General features: G+C 68.5%; 21 protein-coding genes and 1 tRNA gene. 8 read left to right on the top strand and 14 right to left on the bottom strand.

Annotated features, from left to right (window positions below):
- Positions 1-74 precede the first annotated feature (74 nt).
- The 3 genes from JKL49_RS09765 to JKL49_RS09755 are packed head-to-tail and all read right to left on the bottom strand — an operon-like array spanning position 75 to position 3,233.
- Positions 75-476, bottom strand: a complete 402-nt coding sequence (locus tag JKL49_RS09765) for a DUF1489 family protein (RefSeq protein WP_215340016.1) — start codon at positions 474-476, stop codon at positions 75-77.
- A complete protein-coding gene (locus tag JKL49_RS09760) occupies positions 476-2,353 on the bottom strand; it encodes an acetyl/propionyl/methylcrotonyl-CoA carboxylase subunit alpha (protein WP_215340015.1) in 1,878 nt (625 codons plus the stop codon). The genes JKL49_RS09765 and JKL49_RS09760 overlap by 1 nt, the downstream gene beginning before the upstream one ends.
- A gap of 43 nt (positions 2,354-2,396) precedes the next feature.
- Positions 2,397-3,233, bottom strand: coding sequence for an enoyl-CoA hydratase-related protein (locus tag JKL49_RS09755; RefSeq protein ID WP_215340014.1), 837 nt, complete (start codon positions 3,231-3,233; stop codon positions 2,397-2,399).
- A gap of 223 nt (positions 3,234-3,456) precedes the next feature.
- Here JKL49_RS09755 and JKL49_RS09750 point away from each other — a divergent pair, with 223 nt between their 5' ends.
- A complete protein-coding gene (locus JKL49_RS09750; protein WP_215340013.1) occupies positions 3,457-3,657 on the top strand; it encodes a hypothetical protein in 201 nt (66 codons plus the stop codon).
- 109 nt (positions 3,658-3,766) lie between these two features.
- Here JKL49_RS09750 and JKL49_RS09745 read toward each other — a convergent pair whose 3' ends face one another.
- Positions 3,767-4,474, bottom strand: coding sequence for a hypothetical protein (locus tag JKL49_RS09745; protein ID WP_215340012.1), 708 nt, complete (start codon positions 4,472-4,474; stop codon positions 3,767-3,769).
- 23 nt (positions 4,475-4,497) lie between these two features.
- On the bottom strand, positions 4,498-6,120 hold the full coding sequence (locus JKL49_RS09740; protein WP_215340011.1) for a carboxyl transferase domain-containing protein: 1,623 nt from the start codon (positions 6,118-6,120) through the stop codon (positions 4,498-4,500).
- Positions 6,121-6,165: 45 nt separating this feature from the next.
- Here JKL49_RS09740 and JKL49_RS09735 point away from each other — a divergent pair, with 45 nt between their 5' ends.
- The 3 genes from JKL49_RS09735 (at position 6,166) to JKL49_RS09725 (ending at position 8,859) form a co-directional block, all read left to right on the top strand.
- Complete coding sequence (locus JKL49_RS09735) at positions 6,166-7,935, top strand: patatin-like phospholipase family protein (RefSeq protein WP_215340010.1); 1,770 nt, start codon at positions 6,166-6,168, stop codon at positions 7,933-7,935.
- Between the two features lie 332 nt (positions 7,936-8,267).
- Positions 8,268-8,537: a hypothetical protein gene (locus JKL49_RS09730; RefSeq protein ID WP_215340009.1), complete on the top strand. Its 270-nt coding sequence runs from the start codon at positions 8,268-8,270 to the stop codon at positions 8,535-8,537.
- Between the two features lie 76 nt (positions 8,538-8,613).
- Positions 8,614-8,859 carry a hypothetical protein gene (locus JKL49_RS09725; protein ID WP_215340008.1) on the top strand — a complete coding sequence of 82 codons (246 nt, stop codon included), beginning with the start codon at positions 8,614-8,616 and terminating at the stop codon, positions 8,857-8,859.
- On the opposite strand, the gene JKL49_RS09720 is transcribed toward JKL49_RS09725, so the two are convergent.
- The gene (locus JKL49_RS09720; protein ID WP_215340007.1) at positions 8,856-9,596 is read right to left on the bottom strand and encodes an anti-sigma factor; all 741 of its coding nucleotides are present in this window, start codon (positions 9,594-9,596) and stop codon (positions 8,856-8,858) included. The two genes, JKL49_RS09725 and JKL49_RS09720, sit on opposite strands and share 4 nt — an antisense overlap.
- Positions 9,593-10,084 (bottom strand): RNA polymerase sigma factor, encoded by a 492-nt coding sequence (locus JKL49_RS09715; protein ID WP_215340006.1) that lies wholly within the window; start codon positions 10,082-10,084, stop codon positions 9,593-9,595. Before JKL49_RS09715 ends, JKL49_RS09720 begins: the two co-directional genes overlap by 4 nt.
- 113 nt (positions 10,085-10,197) lie before the next feature.
- On the opposite strand from JKL49_RS09715, the gene JKL49_RS21310 reads away from it, so the two are divergent.
- The 4 genes from JKL49_RS21310 (at position 10,198) to JKL49_RS09695 (ending at position 13,132) form a co-directional block, all read left to right on the top strand.
- Complete coding sequence (locus tag JKL49_RS21310; RefSeq protein WP_215340005.1) at positions 10,198-11,163, top strand: S8 family serine peptidase; 966 nt, start codon at positions 10,198-10,200, stop codon at positions 11,161-11,163.
- Between the two features lie 14 nt (positions 11,164-11,177).
- Entirely contained in the window at positions 11,178-11,633 is a 456-nt protein-coding gene (locus JKL49_RS09705; RefSeq protein ID WP_215340004.1) for a S8 family serine peptidase, read from the top strand.
- Between the two features lie 96 nt (positions 11,634-11,729).
- Complete coding sequence (locus JKL49_RS09700) at positions 11,730-12,146, top strand: hypothetical protein (protein WP_215340003.1); 417 nt, start codon at positions 11,730-11,732, stop codon at positions 12,144-12,146.
- A 182-nt stretch (positions 12,147-12,328) separates the two neighbouring features.
- Positions 12,329-13,132 carry a helix-turn-helix domain-containing protein gene (locus JKL49_RS09695; protein WP_215340002.1) on the top strand — a complete coding sequence of 268 codons (804 nt, stop codon included), beginning with the start codon at positions 12,329-12,331 and terminating at the stop codon, positions 13,130-13,132.
- Positions 13,133-13,138: 6 nt separating this feature from the next.
- Here the strand turns inward: JKL49_RS09695 and JKL49_RS09690 are convergent, their stop codons facing one another.
- The 7 genes from JKL49_RS09690 to JKL49_RS09660 all read right to left on the bottom strand — a co-directional run bounded on the left by JKL49_RS09690 (position 13,139) and on the right by JKL49_RS09660 (position 18,565).
- The gene (locus JKL49_RS09690) at positions 13,139-13,342 is read right to left on the bottom strand and encodes a YMGG-like glycine zipper-containing protein (protein WP_215340001.1); all 204 of its coding nucleotides are present in this window, start codon (positions 13,340-13,342) and stop codon (positions 13,139-13,141) included.
- Between the two features lie 80 nt (positions 13,343-13,422).
- Complete coding sequence (locus tag JKL49_RS09685) at positions 13,423-13,833, bottom strand: DUF3574 domain-containing protein (RefSeq protein ID WP_215340000.1); 411 nt, start codon at positions 13,831-13,833, stop codon at positions 13,423-13,425.
- An 80-nt stretch (positions 13,834-13,913) separates the two neighbouring features.
- Complete coding sequence (locus tag JKL49_RS09680) at positions 13,914-15,080, bottom strand: isovaleryl-CoA dehydrogenase (RefSeq protein ID WP_215339999.1); 1,167 nt, start codon at positions 15,078-15,080, stop codon at positions 13,914-13,916.
- A gap of 88 nt (positions 15,081-15,168) precedes the next feature.
- On the bottom strand, positions 15,169-16,578 hold the full coding sequence (locus JKL49_RS09675; RefSeq protein WP_215339998.1) for a lysozyme: 1,410 nt from the start codon (positions 16,576-16,578) through the stop codon (positions 15,169-15,171).
- A 67-nt stretch (positions 16,579-16,645) separates the two neighbouring features.
- Positions 16,646-18,100 carry a magnesium transporter gene (gene mgtE, locus JKL49_RS09670; RefSeq protein ID WP_215339997.1) on the bottom strand — a complete coding sequence of 485 codons (1,455 nt, stop codon included), beginning with the start codon at positions 18,098-18,100 and terminating at the stop codon, positions 16,646-16,648.
- Between the two features lie 65 nt (positions 18,101-18,165).
- Positions 18,166-18,250 (bottom strand) — tRNA-Leu (locus tag JKL49_RS09665).
- Between the two features lie 54 nt (positions 18,251-18,304).
- Positions 18,305-18,565, bottom strand: a complete 261-nt coding sequence (locus JKL49_RS09660; RefSeq protein WP_215339996.1) for a FliM/FliN family flagellar motor switch protein — start codon at positions 18,563-18,565, stop codon at positions 18,305-18,307.
- Positions 18,566-18,626: the final 61 nt, after the last annotated feature.

Here is an 18,626-nt window from a genome sequence, read left to right as displayed (position 1 = left end):
GCGTGATCTAGAGTTCTTGCTGGAGCGGGATGCGGGCGGAAAACCGGTTCCCACTTTTCCTCATCCCCCTCTGTTCACCAAGCTCCGGCTTCGCGAAGCTGACGGGCCAGTTCCATCGGGATCTCGCCGTCAGCGCTGGTGTCGAGGTCCGGCGGCACGTCCTTGGGATCGAAGTAGCGCCAGCCCTGGAAGGCGCGGCGCGGGGTGGGCGCGACGCGGATGATCTCCGGGTCGAGGGTGATCTCGCAGCGGGCGTTGGGGTGTTCCCCCACGGTCCGCACGCCCAGGATCTGCTGGCGGCAGAGGATCATGCCCTTGAAGATCCGGTACAGCGATCCGCCGTCCAGAAGTTCGTCGGCGCGCTTGGGGCTCATGCGGGTGTGCAGCAGCCAGGGTTCGCGGGTGTCCTGGTGATAGGCCAGCAGGTCCTCGATGGTGTCGCAGCCGACGCAGAGCCGGAGCATGTGCAGGGCCATCAGGCCGACGCCTTCAGCCGCGCCAGGGTCACGCCCTCGCTGACCTGATCGCCCACCGAGACGTTCAGGGCCTCGACCTCGCCATCGAAGGGGGCGGTGAGCGCGTGCTCCATCTTCATGGCCTCCAGGGTCAGCAGGGGCTGGCCGCGCACCACCGTGTCGCCCACCGCGACCGCGACGGCCACCACCTTGCCCGGCATGGGGGACCGCACCTGGGCGTCGCCGGCCATGTCGTCGAGATCGCGCAGGGGCGGGCGGGTGGCCAGCACATAGGTCTCGCCGCCCTCGAAGACCACAACCTCGGCCTCCTCCGTCATCAGGATGTCGGCCTCGATGTCGCCATCCGGCAGGGGGGCGTCGATCGCCACGCCGTCCAGGTATAGGCGCACGGTGGTCTGCGGCTCGGCGTTCATGCGGAAGCCGGTCAGGCCTTTCCAAGGGCTGACCTGGTCCTCGTCGCCCTCGGCCAGGGCCGCGGCGGCGGCCACGGCCAGCAGGTCGGAGGAAGGCGCCGGGGTCGGGGCGAGCTCCTCCAGGTGGCGCTCAATGAAGCCGGTGTCCACGTCACCGCCGATGAAGTCGGGGTGGTCGAGGCAACGGGCCAGGAAGCCGGCGTTGGTCTTCACCGGCCAAATCTCCACCTCGGCGCAGGCCTGGGCCAGACGGTCGCTGGCGCCCTCGCGGGTGGGGGCGTGGGCGATCAGCTTGGCGATCATTGGGTCGTAGAACGGGCTGACCTCGCCGCCCTCCTCCACGCCCGTATCCACGCGGATGTCTTCGGGCAGGACAAAGTGCTCCAGCACCCCGATCGAGGGCAGGAAGCCGCCAGCGGGGTTCTCCGCGTAGAGCCTGGCCTCCAGCGCGTGGCCGTTCAGCTTGATCTGACCTTGCGTCAGCGGCAGCGGCTCGCCCGAGGCGACGCGGAACTGCCACTCCACCAGGTCGACGCCGGTGACCGCCTCGGTGACCGGATGCTCCACCTGCAGGCGGGTGTTCATCTCCATGAACCAGATGCGGTCGGGCTGCAGGCCCGCGCTGGCGTCGGCGATGAACTCGACCGTGCCGGCGCCCACATAGTTCACGGCCTTGGCGGCCTGGACGGCGGCGGAGGTCACGGCCGCACGCGCGGCCTCGCTCATGCCCGGCGCCGGGGCCTCCTCGATCACCTTCTGGTGACGGCGCTGGAGGGAACAGTCGCGTTCGAACAGGTGGACGACGTTGCCGTGGCTGTCCCCGAAGATCTGCACCTCGATGTGGCGCGGCCGGGTGACATAGGTCTCGATCAGCACCTTGGCGTCGCCGAAGCTGGCGGCGGCCTCCCGCTGGCAGGAGGCGAGCGCCGCGGCGAAGTCCTCGGCGCGATCGACCTTGCGCATGCCCTTGCCGCCGCCGCCGGCTACCGCCTTGATCAGCACGGGGTAGCCAATGTCCTTGGTCACCGCCTGCAGATGTTCCAGCGACTGCTCGTCGCCGAGATAGCCGGGTGTGACGGGGACATTGGCCTTCTGCATCAGGGACTTGGCGGCGTCCTTCAAACCCATGGCGTTGATGGCGGCGGGCGGCGGCCCGATCCAGACCAAGCCCGCGGCCATGACCGCCTCGGCGAAGGCGGCGTTCTCCGACAGAAACCCGTAGCCGGGATGGATCGCCTCGGCGCCGGTTTCGATCGCCGCGGCGATGATCTTCTCCCCCACCAGGTAGCTCTCGCGGGCGGCGGCGGGACCGATAAGCACGGCCTGGTCGGCCTCGCGCACATGCAGCGCGTCGGCGTCGGCCTGCGAATAGACGGCCACCGTGGCGATGCCCATGCGGCGCGCGGTCCTGAAGACCCGGCGGGCGATCTCCCCACGATTGGCGACGAGGACGGATTTGATCATGCCGCGATCCTAGTGGGCCACGCGGAGTCCTGCCAGCGCGGGATCAGACGACCCAGGAGGCTTTACGCTTGTCCAGGAAGGCGCGGACGCCCTCCTGCCCTTCGGGGCTGACCCGGGTGCGGGCGATGCGCTTGGCGGTCTCTTCCATCACGTCCTCGATGGGCTTGTAGGCGACATCCTCGACCAGTTTCTTGGAGTCGGCCACCGCGCCCGGGGCGCAGGCCATCATCTCGGTGGCGATGCGCGCGCGGGCGGCGTCGAGGGCCGCCACATCGGCCACCACCTCGGTGACCAGCCCGACCTTTTCGGCATAGGCCGCGTCGAACACCTGGCCGGTGGCGAACAGGGCCCGCGCCGTGCGGGGCCCCACCGCGCCTACCACATAGGGGCTGATGGTGGCGGCGATCAGGCCCAGGCGGACTTCGGAGAAGCTGAACTTGGCGTCGGCCGTGGCGATGGCCATGTCGCAGGCAGTCGCCAGCCCGGCCCCGCCGCCGAAGGCGCCGCCCTCCACCAGGGCCACGGTCAGGGCCGGGATGTCCCAGAGGCTCTTGAGCATCTTGGCCATGGCGTAGGCGTCGTCGCGATTGTCGCTCTCGGTACGGTCGGCGGCTTCGCGCATCCAGTCGAGGTCGGCGCCGGCGCTGAACATGCCCCCAGCGCCGCGCAGGAAAACGACGCGCACGCCCTCGGCGCCCTGCAGGGTCTCGAAGGCCTCGTACAGGGCCGCGATCAGCCGGGCGTCGAAGGCGTTGCGCCGCTCGGGCCGGTTGATGGTCACAATGGCGACGCCTTCGACCGTGGCTTCGATCCGCACCAGGGTGTTGTCCAGATCAGTGTCAGGAACCTCGACCAGGGGATCGGCGATGGGATTGGTCATGAGAGCCTCATTTGGAACTGCGTGATTGGGACATAGGCCCAACGCGAGCGCTTTGACATAGGTCCTGCGCGCCGCGCCGAGCGCCATGGCGATTCTGTCACCATGCGACGAAAAAGCCCCCAATCCGGGCCGAAAGGCGGTTGATCGCGGCTAAGCTCTGTCCGAAACATCGCGCCAGATAAAAACGCGACGGTTCCCCGCGACGCTCGCGGAAAGGATGATCATGCCCAGGACTGCAGAAGCGCTGTCCCTGACCTCGATGCGCTGCGCGACGGACGGGCCGGACGCCCGGCCACGTCGGTCCCGCGTGGCCGTCGTCCGCCGGACCACCGCCAACCTGGCCCTCGCCATGGGCGTGATGGCCACGGCGGTCAGTCTGGGCATCCTGGTGGGCCAGTTGGGCCGCGCCCTGATCGGCGGCTAGAGCCCCTTCCCTTTAGACGGAATCGTCCAAAGGGATGAAAAGGGCTCTAATTCAAAAAGTTAGAGCATGTTTCGATCCGATAACCGGTTCCCACTTATCTGAACATGCTCTAGTCCCGGCAGACGCTTCGGGACTGCTTCTGGACCGCGGGGCTCGCACAGAGGTCGGGCCCGTCGGCGGCCTTGGCCGTCACCAGCGCGCTCCGCACCTCCGAATACCTCTTGCAGAGATCGGGAATGCACACTCCGGCCCGGGCCATCCGGGCCTTGGCGTCGGTAACACTGTGCTGGTTCAGCAGGTAGAAGGCGAACATCCCCGACGGATCGTCCGAGACGTCGTCGGCCCAGTAGGCGATGTCGTTGGCATATTGCGAACCCCAGTTGGCCCGGTCCTCGTTGGCCTTCTCCAGAGTGAACCAGCTCTCCTCCACATAGAAGATCGCCAAGCTCCATCGGTCGCGGTCGGCGGCCAGGCGCGCGACGCACCCGGCCGGGTCGTCATGGGCGAAGTTGGTGTAGAGGCAGCGGATCTCCGGATGGTCGATCTCGACCGCGAACAGGTTGTCGGCCCCCTCATTCAGCGCGGTCTCCGCCGCCAGTCGGGTCTGGTTGCGGAACGACGCGTAGCCGGCATAGATCCCCACGAACACCAGGACCACGGTCAAGCAGGCGACGATGGGCTCCCAGAACTCGGTGGTCCGGATGCGGCGCTTACGCCCCAGCCGGTAGAGCACGCCCGCCAGGATCACGGCGAAGACCGTCATCGGAAACAGCAGGATGACGTGGTCGAGGGTGCCGACGTTCCAGAGCGCGTTCAAGGCCGTCCTCCCCCCGAAGGCCACTACATGCGGAAGATGCCGAACCTGGTTTCCGGGATCGGCGCGTTGAGCGCCGCGGAGATCGAGAGGCCGAGCACGTCGCGGGTCTGAACCGGATCGATTATCCCGTCGTCCCACAGCCGGGCAGTGGCGAAATATGGGTCGCCCTCGGTCTCGTAGCGGTCGCGGATCGGGGCCTTGAAGGCCTCTTCCTCGACGGCGGGCCAGTCGCCGCCCCGGGCTTCGACCCCGTCGCGGCGGATGGTGGCCAGCACGCTGGCCGCCTGCTCGCCGCCCATGACGCTGATCCGACTGTTGGGCCAGCTCCACATGAAGCGCGGGGAATAGGCCCGGCCGCACATGCCGTAGTTGCCGGCCCCGAAGGAGCCGCCGATCAGGACGGTGAACTTGGGCACCTCGGCCGACGCCACGGCGGTCACCAGCTTGGCGCCGTCCTTGGCGATGCCGCCAGCCTCGTACTTGCCGCCGACCATGAAGCCGGAGATGTTCTGCAGGAAGACCAGGGGGATACCGCGCTTGCAGGCCAGCTCGATGAAGTGGGCGCCCTTCAGCGCGCTCTCCGAGAACAGCACGCCGTTGTTGGCCAGGATGGCGACCGGCTGGCCCCAGATGCGGGCGAAGCCGGTGACCAGGGTCGTGCCGTAAAGCGCCTTGAACTCGTCGAACTCAGAGCCGTCGACGATGCGGGCGATCACCTCGCGCACGTCGTAGGGGGCGCGGACATCGGTCGGGACGATGCCGTACAGCTCCTGCGGATCGAAGAGCGGCTCGCGCGGCTGCGCCAGCACCACCTGATCGGGCTTGCGGGTGTTCAGGTTGGCGACGATCGACCGGACGATCTGCAGGGCGTGCTCGTCGTCCACAGCCACATGGTCCACCACGCCGGAGCGGCGGCCGTGGGTGTCGGCGCCGCCCAGTTCGGTGGCGCTGATCACCTCGCCAGTGGCGGCCTTCACCAGGGGCGGGCCGCCCAGGAAGATGGTGCCCTGGCTCTCCTCCCCCGTGCCGCGCACGATCACGGTCTCGTCGCTCATGGCCGGGACATAGGCCCCGCCGGCGGTGCAGGAACCCATGACGCAGGCGATCTGGGCGATCCCCTCGCCGCTCATCCGCGCCTGGTTGAAGAAGATGCGGCCGAAGTGGTCACGGTCGGGGAAGACCTCGGCCTGGTGCGGCAGGTTCGCGCCGCCGCTATCCACCAGGTAGATGCAGGGCAGCCGGTTCTGCATCGCCACTTCCTGGGCGCGCAGGTGCTTCTTCACGGTCAGGGGGAAATAGGCCCCGCCCTTCACGGTGGCGTCGTTGGCGACGATCATCACCTCGCGGCCCGAGACCCGCCCGATGCCGGTGATGACGCCGGCGCCCGGCGCCTCGCCGTCATAGAGGCCGTGGGCGGTGAGCGCGCCGACCTCCAGGAAGGGCGAACCGGCGTCCAGCAGGCGCATCACCCGCTCCCGTGGCAGTAGCTTGCCGCGTCCAGTATGGCGTTTGCGCGACTCTTCGGGGCCACCGAGGGCGGCGGCGGCCACTCGCTCGCGCAGCTGCGCCGCCAGGGCGCGATTGACCTGTTCGTTGGCCTGGAAGGCCTCGCCGTGAGCGTCGATGGCGGTCTTCAGTGTGGGCATTGAGCAGGCATAGCCGGGGCGAGCGACGCAGGCTAGCTTGGCGGCGTGGCGAACCTACCGGGCATCTCGACTGATTCCGCGCTATCGCGCCTCTTCGAGGACGAGCGCGCCCAGGGCGAAGCCACATGGTTCTCCCTGCCGGGCGGCGTGACCCTGTTCGACGCAGGCGAGCCGGCCGATCATCTCTACTTCGTGCGCGCCGGGCGCCTGGGCGCCTTCCGCCGCGAAGAAGGCCATGAGCCGCAGTTCCTGGGCGTGATCCGCCCCGGCGAGCCGGCCGGCGAGATGTCGATGATCTCCGGCGTGCCGCACTCGGGCCACGTGGTGGCGTTGCGCGATTCGGAAATCTTCGCCCTGCCCCGCGAGGCCTTCTTCGACGCCTGCGACGACGATCCCGAGGTGATGGTCGAGCTGGCCCGCCTGATGATCCTGCGCAGCCGCCAGGCGGCCACCAAATCGTCGGGGGCCGCGCCCTCGGTGTTCGGCTTCGTCACCATCGGCGAGCCCGTCGCCGTCCGCCCGCAGGTCGACCGCGTCGCCCGCGAGATCGGCAAGCTCGGCTATTCCGTCACCGTCGTGGGCGCAGAGGCCCAGCACGCGCCGACCGAGTGGTTTTCCGAGGTCGAGCGCGACTACGACTTCGTCCTCTACTGCGCCGAGGCCACGGATCTCGGCTGGCGCCAGGTGGTGGGCCGCCAGGTGGACCGCCTGTTCCGCATGGGCCGCGGCGACGTAGCCCCGCCGGCCACCCACCCGCACAGCAACGAGCCGCTGCAGACCCAGAACCTGGTGGACCTGATCCTGGTCCAGAAGCGCGGCGCCAAGACCCCGGTGGGCTCCGAAGCCTGGATGGACGCCGCAAAGCCCGCCCGCCTGTTCCACATGCGCCGCGACCATGCCGGCGACGTGCAGCGCATCGCGCGGGTTTTGACCGGCCAGGCCGTGGGCCTGGTGCTGTCAGGGGGCGGGGCGCGGGCCTATGCCCATATCGGCGCGGTGAAGGCCCTGCGTGAGCGCAAGGTGCCCATCGACTTCGTCGGCGGGGTCTCCATGGGGGCGATCATCGCCGCCGGAGTGGCGCTGGGCTGGGACGAGGAGGAGATGGAGTGGCGCATCCGCGCGGCCTTCGTCTCCACCAGCCCGCTGGACGATATCGCCATCCCCCTGCTGGCCATGACCCGGGGCGACAAGGTGCGCGAGCGGCTGGCGGAGCATTTCGGCGAGGTGCAGATCGCCGACATGTGGCTGCCGTTCTTCTGTCTGTCCTCGAACCTGACCACCGGCACCTACCAACTGCACCGGCGCGGCCGGCTGCGCGACGCCCTGCGGGCCACCATCTCCCTGCCCGGCATCCTGCCGCCCGCCACCCACAACAACGACGTGCTGGTGGACGGGGCGGTGATGAAGAACTTCCCCGCCGATGTGATGCGCATCAACGAACTGGGGCCGATCATCGGCATCGACGTCTCGCGGGGCCGCTCGATCACCGCGGCCGACGTGGCGCGGCCGTCCTCGGTCTGGCGGTGGATCCTCTCAGGGCAATGGCGCAAGGGCCCGCCCATCGTCTCCCTGCTCATGCGGGCGGCCACGGTCTCCTCGGGCCGCGACCTGGCCGCGGCCCGCGACGCCACCGATGTCCTGGTGACCCCGGAGGTGGCCGGGGTCGAAATCCGTGACTGGGCGGCCTACGAGCCCGCCGTGGCTGGAGGATATGCGGCGATGATTGTGGCTCTGGACAAGCTGACCGTCCCCGTCACCGACCTGCGACGGCGGCCCAGCCTGCACGAGGCGGCTGCGGCGAGCGGGCGGCGTTAGCCGCGCTGCAATTCCAGGCGCCGGAACACGAAATCGGCATGCGCCAATAGCGCCGTTTGCGGATCCATCAAATCGGTCCCATATTCGAAATCTTGTTCAACAACTGAAAGGAGGTGACCCAGTGTCTCATTGTCTTCATCCGCAGGTGGAAACCGTGCTCTGGGCCTCCGCTTACGAGGCTTGCGCGTAAGCGCTTCAGGTTGCGGGGCCGCTGAGCGGTCCGACAATGGAACGGCCGGCCCCGACAACGGGTCGGCCGTTCGCATGTCTGGCGTAACCTTTCCTCACTCCGGACGAACCTGTCGTTAGGACAGGGCTGCGAGGATGCGGGCATGGAAACGATCAACGGCTTCCAGTGCAAGGACTGCACGGACGCCGCCTACGCCAAGAAGCATATCGACCCCGCCCATCCCAAGGACGGCCCCTTCGGCGTCAACGCGCCCGAGGAACGCAAGCCGCACAAGACCGAGCCTCGTCGCGATCCTGCCGTGGTGTTCGGCGGCGCCCTCAGCAATCTGAACACCAGCGCGAGCTCCCAAAACGAAACGGGCGGCGATCGGTCCCGTCAGACGTCCGGCGCACTGGTGGACTTGAGGGCCTAGCTGAAAGCTTCAGGCTTTCCGTCAATTAACACAAAGTCTGAACGAAACCTTGATGCTGCGGCCTCAGAGTGGCGGCATGGAACCGACAAACGCCTCCCCGGCCGTCGACTATGCGCACAGGCGCCTGATCTTCCCGCCGAAGCCATCCGAGACCGCCGCGCCCTTCACGGCGAACTCAGACGGCCCGCCCGCCGTGACCGCAGCGCGCAAGCCTGAACAGGCCAAGCCCGAACAGGTGAAGAACCGCGAAGCCGACGAACAGGTCACCCGCCAGCGGGTCGAAGACAAGCGCATGGGCACGCTGTTCGATCTGCGGGCCTAGTTCCGCCAGCGCCGCGCCTTGGCGGTGATCTCGCCGGCGCGATCCAGCGGCTCCCCCTCGATCATCCCGTCCACCGCCGCCAGCACCGCCGGCGCCGTGGCGCTGGCCGCCGTGCGGTAGTCGAAGGCCTTGGTGGGCGCCGGCGCCGCTGTCGTCATCCGCGCGATCCAGCGGGGACCTTCGTGGCAGGCGATCCCGGCGATCCGCTGGGCGTCGGCCTGGAAGGTGCGGCAGTAGCGTCCGTCGGCGGTCTTGAAACTGATCCCCAGCCGCGCCGGACCTGAACTGGCCGAGAGATTACTGTCCAGCGCCTTGGCCAGCGCGCCCCTGGCCACCAGGGCCCCGTCCATGCTGGGGGCCAGGACCCCGGCGTTCTGCTGCGAGATCACGTAGCCCGCCACCACGCCCACCATCAGGGTCGCGGCCACCGAGCTCCAGGCCGGCAGGGCGAGCTTGATCTGGGGCTTGGCCACCGGCGGCGGTTTGCGGCGGTCGGCGAGCTTCACGACGTTGCCCGCCTTGGCGCCGGCCTGGGCCGCGGCCATCAGCTGGGCGGGAACACTCTCCTGGGCCACGCCAGCATAGGCTCCGCCGACCTTGGCCCGCAGCAGCCGGTGTTCCTCCAGCCGCACCCCCAGGACGGGATCAGCGGCCACCGCGGCCTCGACCTCGGCGCGGCCGAAGGCGTCGAGTTCGCCGTCGACATAGGCGATCAGTTTCCGGTCGTCGATCTTCATGCCGCACCCCTCAGATCGACCAGCAGGGCGTTGCGGCCCCGGACCAGACGGCGGGTGAGAGTCCCTTCCGGAACCTCCAGCACCGCGGCCGCTTCGCGATAGGATAACCCCTCCACCAGCACCAGCGCCACGGCCAGTCGCTGATCGTCGGGCAATCGGCCCATGGCTTGCTCCACCGAGGCGGCCTCGAGGTGAGCTTCCATGGCGGCGGCCCCATCGGTTCCGACGTTGAGACCCTGTTCCTCGGGCGCGAACACGCGGCCCTGGCGGGTGCGGGCGCGGGCTTCGTCGATCCAGGCGTTCTTCATGATCCGGTACATCCAGCTGTCGAGGCGGGTCCCAGGCGTCCACTGGTCGGCGCGCACCAGGGCGCGCTCCACGGTGAGCTGCGTCAGGTCATCGGCGTCCGCCACGTCCCGGGTGATCGCCCGCGCCAGACGGCGCAGGCGGGGAAGCAGTTCGACGATCTCACGCTGAAAGTCGTCCAAGACCTAGCCTCTGTATGGGGATGAAACGCGCAAGCCCGGTCGTTTCATCCATTGTGACCAGGAACAAAAACTCATTGCGGCGCTTACAGGTCCATCGGGAACGGGAATTCACGATGGGCCCCTGTCATCGCTGGATCGTGCGCTCGCTGAGCATCGTGGCCATGAGCGTCGTGGCCCTGCCCGCCAGCGCACAGCTGGGCGGCCTTGGCCTGACGTCGATGCCAATGGGCGGGCTGCCGGGCGGTGGGATGCCCACTGGCGGCTCCCCCGATCTGCCACGAACACCGCCCTCGCCTCGCGCGCCAAGCGTTCTCGCACCGAGCCTTCCCCTGCCCGCCGCCACCCCGGCCCTGCTGCCCACCGTCGGCGGCCTAGTGCGAGAGACCCAGGCCCTGGCCAGACAGTCCATCGCCGCCCTGCACGGCCAGCAGATCCAGGCCCTGATCCGCGACCATGCTGACGTCATCGACGTGGACGACCACGGCCAGGCGGTGGTGCGCGGCGAGGTGCTGGCGCTCTTACCGTCCCCGCAGTCCCTGGCTATCGCCAGAAAGGCCGGCTTTCGCGTCGGCGAAGAGACCCGGCTCGAGGGGCTTGGCCTCAGCACCGTCACCCTGAGCCCACCCCCAGGGGTCTCGGCGCGGGAGGCCGTGCGGCGGCTGAAGGCGCTCGATCCCCAGGGCCAGTACGACTTCAACCACATCTATCTCGGCGCGGGCGTCGTGAACGCCTCGTCGCGCGGGCCCGTGGCCGGCGGCGGCAAGAAAGGCGCAGGCATCCGCATCGGCCTGGTGGACGGCGGCGTGGCCGCGCACCCCAGCCTGGGCAATGTCGAGCAGCGCAGCTTCGCCCCCGGCGGGCTGAAGGTCAGCGCCCACGGCACGGCGGTGGCCAGCCTGATGGTCGGCCGTGGCGGCGCATTCCGAGGCGCGGCGCCCGGCGCGCGGCTGTTGGTGGCCGACGTCTACGGCAGCTCCCCCACCGGCGGCTCGGCGGCGATCATCGCCCAGGCCCTGGCCTGGATGGCGCAGAACAAGATCCCGGTCATCAATATCAGCCTGGTGGGTCCGCCCACCTGACCCTGCAGGCCGCCGTGAGCGCTCTCGTCGCCCGAGGCCATCTGGTGGTGGCCGCCGTTGGCAATGACGGCCCTGCCGCCCCGCCCCTGTATCCCGCCGCCTATCCCGGCGTGGTGTCGGTCACCGGGGTCGACGGCCGGCGCAAGGTGCTGCCAGAGGCCGGGCGCGGCGGGCACGTAGACTTCGCAGCCCCCGGGTCCGATATGGCCCGCGCCTCCACCCAGGGCGGCTATGTGGCCCTGCGCGGCACCTCCTTCGCTGCGCCCCTGGTGGCTGGACGCCTGGCCCTGGACCTTTCCGGCCCCGACCGGGCCGGCGCCGCGCGGGCCATCACCGACCTGTCGCGCCAGGCGACCGACCTCGGCGCGCGCGGCCCCGATCCCATCTACGGCAACGGCCTGGTGGCCTTCGACCTTCGCACCTCGCCTGTGGCGGTCGGCGCGGGTCACGCCCTGTTCGCGGGCGAGTGAGCGGAAAAAGGTGAAGAACGTTCGGATGGAAACGCCGCCGCCGGACGTTTGACCCCCCAGAGACGCAACAGCGCCTCGCAAAATTGGGAGAACAACATGCGTAGCACCACGATTTTCGCGGCCGCGGCCGCCAGTGCTCTTCTCGCCCTCGGTACGGGCGCTCAAGCTCAACTCGTCGGCGGCGCCTTGGGTGGTGGCGGCGGCGTCGGCGGCATGGTCGGCGGGACCGGCGGCGGCGTGATGGGCTCTGGATCGCTGGACGGTTCGTTGAACACCAGCGGGGTCGGCTCCACCGTTCGCGGCACGACGGGCTTTGCCCGCGACACGGCCAGCAGCACGGCTGACTATGCCCGCGACACCGCGGCCCAGACCGCGCGCCAGGCTCGCGCCGAAGCCCGCTCCACCAACGCCTCGGCGGGTGCTGACACCTCCGTCGGTGCCTCGCAGAGCGGGGCTGACGCCTCGGTCGGCGTCAACGCATCTGCTCAGGGTTCCGTCTCGCGCCCCCGCTGAGGCTTCCCTTTGAGCGGACGCTGCAGACCTAGGCGTGCCTGGAGAGGCTTGCGTGAGCCGCGCCGGGTCTGACAGTGGAAAGGCCGCCGGGCGACCGGCGGCCTTTCGCATGTCTGCACCGAAGCCGTACGATTACCTGTCAGGTCATGGAGCCTGCGCGCGCGCGGAGCTATCGTGGGGTCATGATGGGAACAGCAATCGCGGTGGGCGACCACCTTCGCGACTGGCGCCAGCGCCGCCGGATGAGCCAGCTCGACCTCGCCCTGGAGGCCGAGATCTCCACCCGCCACCTCAGCTTTGTGGAGACCGGCCGGGCCCAGCCCAGCCGTGACATGCTGCTGCGCCTGGCCGATCAGCTGGAGATCCCGCTTCGGGAGCGCAACGTGATCCTGGTGGCGGGGGGCTTCGCGCCGGTCTTCCCGCAGAGATCGCTGGACGATCCGGCCCTGGTCGCCGCGCGGCGCACCGTGGACCTGATCCTGACGGGTCACGAGCCGCACCCCGCCCTGGCCGTGGACCGGCAGTGGAACCTGATCAGCGCCAACCGCATGGTGGCGCCCCTGCTGGCCGGGATCGACGCCGACCTGCTGACGCCGCCGCTGAACGTCATCCGGCTGAGCCTGCATCCGCGCGGCCTGGCGCGGCGGACGGCCAATTTCCACGAATGGCGCGCCCATATCCTGGAGCGTCTGCGCCGTGAGGTTGAGCTGACCGCCGACCAGGGTCTGGCCGACCTGCTGACCGAGGTGCGGGCCTATCCGATCCCGGACGGCCAGCCGCCGCGCAAGCCTTCGGACGAGTTCGCGGGCGTCGCGATCCCGTTCCAGCTGAAGACCGACGATGGTGTGCTGTCGTTCCTGTCGACCATCACGGTGTTTGGCACCCCAGTGGACGTGACCCTGTCGGAACTGACCTTGGAGACCTTTTTCCCGGCCGACGCCGCGACGGCCCAGGCTCTGAGAACCATGGCCGCCGGGCTCGACTAGTCTGGTTTAGTTGCGCGGGGTTGTGGCCGCGCCGGCGACACCGCCGATAGCGGCGCCCGCGAGCGCGCCCTTCGCGTCACCGCTGACCACGGCGCCAACGGCCGCGCCGCCCAGAGCACCGGTGGCGGCCCGCTCCGTGACGGTGGTGCCGCAGGCCGAGAGCGTCATCGCCAGGACGGCGGCGGGGGCGAGCATCAGGATCTTACGCATGGTGTTCTTCTCCTTCATTTCGGGAGATCAAACCCCTGGGCGTCGCGTCGGGTTCCGGACTTAGGGTTGGGCCTGAGGCCTCAGAACGAGACGCAGGCCCGCTGGCTGACCATCATCACGCTGTCCTGGTGGAAGCGTGCGACATAGGCCTGACGCACCTCCCCCAGCTTGCGCTGGGTGTCGCCGCCCTCCTTGGGCAGGACCAGAACGACGATCTTGGCGGCCTCGCGGATCAGCTTGTTCTCCGGCCCCGTCCACTGGCCACCGCCGTCCAGCACGGTGAGGCCCTCGGGAAAGCGTGGGGTCAGGACCTCGTCGGTGAACTTGCGGAAGTCGGCATCCGAGACGCCGGGCTTGTCGCCGATGTTCTGGCCGAAGAACAGCTGGGCGGTGCGCATGGGCTCCTCGCCCGCCGCGCAGCTGAGCGGGGGCTCCAGGCTGGCGCAGCCCGAGAGGGCCAGCAGCGACAGCAGGACAATGGCGTAGCGCATCGTTCTCACCTCCGCCCCCCGGCGTGGTCTGCTCATCTAAGGTGAATCGCAGGTGTAGAAACCGTTGACGCGGTGAAGGTCTAGGCTCCGATCAGTTCGCGGCCGATCAGGTAGCGGCGGATTTCGTTGGTGCCGGCGCCGATGTCGTAGAGCTTGGCGTCCCGCAGCAGGCGCTCGGCCGGGTAGTCCTTGGTGTAGCCTGCCCCGCCCAGGGCCTGGATGGCCTCCAGGCTGACCTTCACGGCGTTCTCCGACGCCATCAGGATCGCGCCGGCGGCGTCGAAGCGGGTCGTCTGGCCGGCGTCGCAGGCCCGGGCCACGGCATAGACATAGGCGCGGGCCGAGTTCAGGGCGACATACATGTCGGCCACCTTGCCCTGCATCAGTTGGAAGGAGCCGATCGGCTTGCCGAACTGCTTGCGCTCGCGGACATAGGGCAGGACCACGTCCAGGCAAGCCTGCATGATCCCCAGCGGCCCGCCCGACAGCACGGCGCGCTCATAGTCCAGGCCGCTCATCAGCACGCCCACGCCGCCGTTCACCGGCCCCATGATGTTCTCTTCCGGGACCTCGCAGTCCTCGAACACCAGCTCCCCGGTGTCGGAGCCGCGCATGCCCATCTTGTCGAGCTTCTGGCCGACCGAGAAACCCTTGAAGTCCTTCTCGATCAGGAAGGCGGTGATGCCCTTGCTGCTCTCGCCGGGCGCGGTCTTGGCATAGACCACCAGCACGTCGGCATGCGGCGCGTTGGTGATCCAAAACTTGGTTCCGTTCAGGACATAGCGGTCGCCGCGACGCTCGGCCTTCAGGCTCATCGAGACCACATCAGAGCCCGAGCCGCTCTCGCTCATGGCCAGAGAGCCCACATGCTCGCCGGAGATCAGGCGCGGCAGGTAGCGGCGCTTCTGGTCCTCCGAGCCCCAGCGGCGAATCTGGTTCACGCAGAGGTTGGAGTGGGCGCCGTAGGACAGGCCCACCGAGGCCGAGGCGCGGCTCACCTCCTCCATGGCCACCACGTGCTCAAGATAGCCGAGGCCCAGCCCCCCGAACTCTTCCTCGACGGTGACGCCGTGCAGGCCAAGCGCCCCCATCTGCGGCCAGAGCTGGCGCGGGAAGGTGTTGGTCGCGTCGATATCGGCGGCCAGCGGGGCGATACGGTCAGCGGCGAAGCGCTGTGTGGTGTCGCGGATGGCCTCGGCGGTCTCGCCAAGTCCGAAGTCCAGCGAAGGTCCATGGTTCGGGATCATGGGCTGGTGTTAGCACGACCAAGCCCAAAATGAGAAAGGGCCCGGCGATACGCGCCAGGCCCTTCCCTACTTATCCCCCCCGGGAAATTCACTCGGCGTCGAGATCGTCCTCTTCGTCGAGGTCGCCCCGACCCAGCCGGTCGAGCATCAGATAGACCGCCACCCCGAAGAAGCCGATGCCGGCCAGAGCCGCCATCCAGCCCACGGTCATCGGGTTGAACAGGCCGCCGTCGCGATCGGGGCTGACGCTGGCCGCCCAGAACAGGCCGCCGGCGAAGAAGGCCAGACCCACCACCGTCAGGCCCACCAGCAGCGGCAGGCTCAGCTTGGGCTGTTCCGGCTCCAGCAGATCGAAGGCGGGATCGTATTCCAGGGTGTCGTCGATATAGATCCGGCGCTCTTCGCGCGGCGGCTCTGGCTGACTCAGCTGGTCGTTGGCCGCCGAGGTCTGGCGGTCGAACAGGGTCGGGTGCGATTCGTTGGCCGCGACGGGCAGCTCCATGCGGGGCCGCTCGAAGGTCTCGGGCTGATAGTTCTCTTCCGGCGGCGTCAGGACGAAGGCGCGGTCACCTCCCGCCATGGCGATCGGCGCGGCGGCCGGCGGCGCGGTCGGCTCGACATAGACCGGCTGCGGAGCGATCGGCTGCGGAGCGGCTTCAACCGGCGCGGCGGCTTTGGTTGGCGGCGCGGACTCGGTCAGCGGCTCGGGCTGTTCGGCGGTGGTGTCGCGGAAGATGGTGGAGAGGCGCGAGGTGACGCTGGCCGCGGCCGCCTGGGTCGGGCTGGGCAGTTCCTCTTCTTCCGGCGCCACCGGCACGATGAGCGGCGCGGGCGGCGGCGTCACCGCGGCCACCGGGGCGACGGCCTCGACCGGCAGCAGCGGAGCAGCGTGCGGGGCGACGATATCGGCTTCGCGCTCGACGATGGCGCGGGGCCCGTCCATCGGCGCTTTCAGCGCCGTGGGGGTTTCACGCGGCACCATGCCGGCGGCGTCCATGTCCACATTGGGACGCAGGATCGGCGACGGCGCGGGCACCCAGCCGTGGGTCGGGGTCAGGAACAGGGTCTTCTCGGCCGACCGGCGACGGACCAGGGCGTCGATGACGATGCGTTCGCCCTCAAAGTCGGCCTTGCGCCACAGTTCCATGGCGCAGGCGGCCTGCAACAGCTGGCCCTCATTGACCCGGCGCAGGACCGAGGAGCGGCGGAAGTTGTCGACGCCGATGTTGAAGGCGAAGGCGCACAGAGAATCGAACTGGTTCTGGGTCAGCGGGGTGTAGGTCCACTCGTTGACCGAATGGGCGACGGCGATCAGGTCGTAGAGCAGGAGCGCTTCGGCGTCCTGTTCCGAGACTTCGGCGCCTTCCCGGGCGGTTAGCGTGTGTCCATAGCCGATCGTCCAGCGGCCATCGGCGAGCTGGGCGGACTTCCGGCGGTAACCTTCGAACCGCTTGATCAGGTCGATCGCAGTTCGGGAAACTTGGTGACGCGGTTTCATGGCCAGTTGACCCACTTTGAGACAGACGCCGGAGCGCTTAGGTCTCAACGGGCAAGATAGAGGCCGGTTACAACAGGATCACAGCGGCCAAGCCCAGGAAGGACAGGAAACCCATCGAATCTGTCGCAAAGGTGACGAAGACCGACGAGGAAACCGCCGGGTCGCGTCCCAGACGATCAAGGGTGAGCGGCACGAGGGTGCCGACCACCGCGGCGATGCTGACATTCACGATCAGGGCCAGACCGACGGTGAGCGACAGCCGCAGGTCGTGGAACCACAGGAAGACCGCCACCGACATCACCGAGCCGAGCACCGCGCCGTCGATCATCCCGACGCAGATCTCCCGCAGGAAGATGCGCGTCGCGTTGGATGCATTCAGCTCGCGGCTGGCCAGGGCGCGAACGGCGACCGCCAGGGTCTGAGTGCCCGCATTGCCGCCGACCCCGGCCACGATAGGCATCAGGATCGCCAGGGTGACGAGCTTGGCGATCTCGTTCTGGAACGCGGCGATGACGCTGACGGCGATGGTGGCGGTCAGCAGGTTGAGGATCAGCCACGGGAGGCGCGAGCGCACGATGCCCAGCACGCCGGCGTCCCGGCCGGCGTCGGAAACCCCGGCGAGCGCCAGGATGTCCTCTTCGCTCTCGTCCTGGATGACGCCGACAATGTCGTCGACGGTGATCTGTCCCACCAGCCGCCCGCCCGGCTCCACCACCGGGGCGGAGATCAGGTGATACTTGTCGAAGATGTAGGCCACCTCCTCCTGGTCCATCTGGACCGGGATCTCGGTGATCGCCTCCATGACCTGGGCCAGGGGCGCGTCGCGACGGGTGCGCAGCAGGTGGCTGACCGGGACCGCGCCCACCGGCTTATGGGACGGGTCGACGACATAGACGTCGAAGAACAGCTCGGGCAGCTCGTCGGCTTCCTTCAGGAAGTGGTCGATGGTCTGGCCGACGGTCCAGAACTGGGGGGCCCAAACCACCTCGCGCTGCATGAGGCGGCCGGCGGTCTCGTCCTCATAGGCCAGGCTGCTCTCGATGGCCGTGCGCTCGATTTCCGGCATGGCCGCCAGCACTTGGGCGCGCTTGTCGTCCTCCAGGTCGTCGACCACGTCCACGGCGTCGTCGGAGTCCATCTCCCCCAGCGCCTTGGCGAGGGTGGCGTAGGGCACGTGCTCAAGCACGTCCTCGCGGATCTCGGTGTCCAGTTCGGAGAGAATCTCGGCCAGGGCCTCGGGGTCGAGGTGGGCCACCACCTCGGAGCGATAGTCCGACGACAGGAAGCCCATCAGGTCGGCCACGTCGGCGGGGTGCAAGGCGGCCAGCAGCTCGCGCAGGCGCTCGGCGTCGCCACGGTCGATGGCGTCGACCACCATGGCCACGAAGTCAGGATTTAGAGCGTAGTCCTCGCCAAGGGCGAGATCCTCGAGGTCCTCGACCTCGGCGGACGTCAGGCTCGTTCGCGAAGCCCGCAGGTCAAGAACATCGTCTTCCTTAGGATGATCGGTGTCGCGGCTCATGCGGACCTCCCCTCCTAATGTATGACGATGCTCTAGCTCTGCAGCTGCGAAAGACCCTGATTCACTGGTGCGGTCGAGAAGACTCGAACTTCCACGGGTTGCCCCACAGCGACCTCAACGCTGCGCGTCTACCAATTCCGCCACGACCGCTCGTGGTGAGGCGCGGCAGGTAGCAAACCCCCGCGCGTTTGTGAAGCGTTGTGGCTAGCCGCCGGCCATATAGTCGTAAACATCGGCGGCGCGGGTGACCGCGATGGAGATACGATCCTCGTTAATCTGGATCTCTCCACGCGCCACTGGGTGGTTATTGGCCAGGATCCACACCTCTTCGTTGACACCGGCGTCCAGCGGGATCACCGCACCCCTGCCCATCCGCAGCAACTGCTGCATGGGCAGGGTGGAGCGACCCAGCACCACCGAAATCTCGACGTTGACGGCGTTAACTTGACCCAAAACCCCACCCATCAAAAAACACTAAGAAATCAAAGGGGGCTTTGCGCCCCCTGTTCCTTGACCCCACATTGGC

This window comes from Phenylobacterium glaciei, from assembly GCF_016772415.1.
In the GTDB taxonomy this organism is placed as follows: Bacteria; Pseudomonadota; Alphaproteobacteria; order Caulobacterales; family Caulobacteraceae; genus Phenylobacterium; species Phenylobacterium glaciei.
The sequence above is the reverse complement of the archived record's forward strand: the minus strand, read 5'-3'. Positions and strand labels throughout refer to the sequence as shown.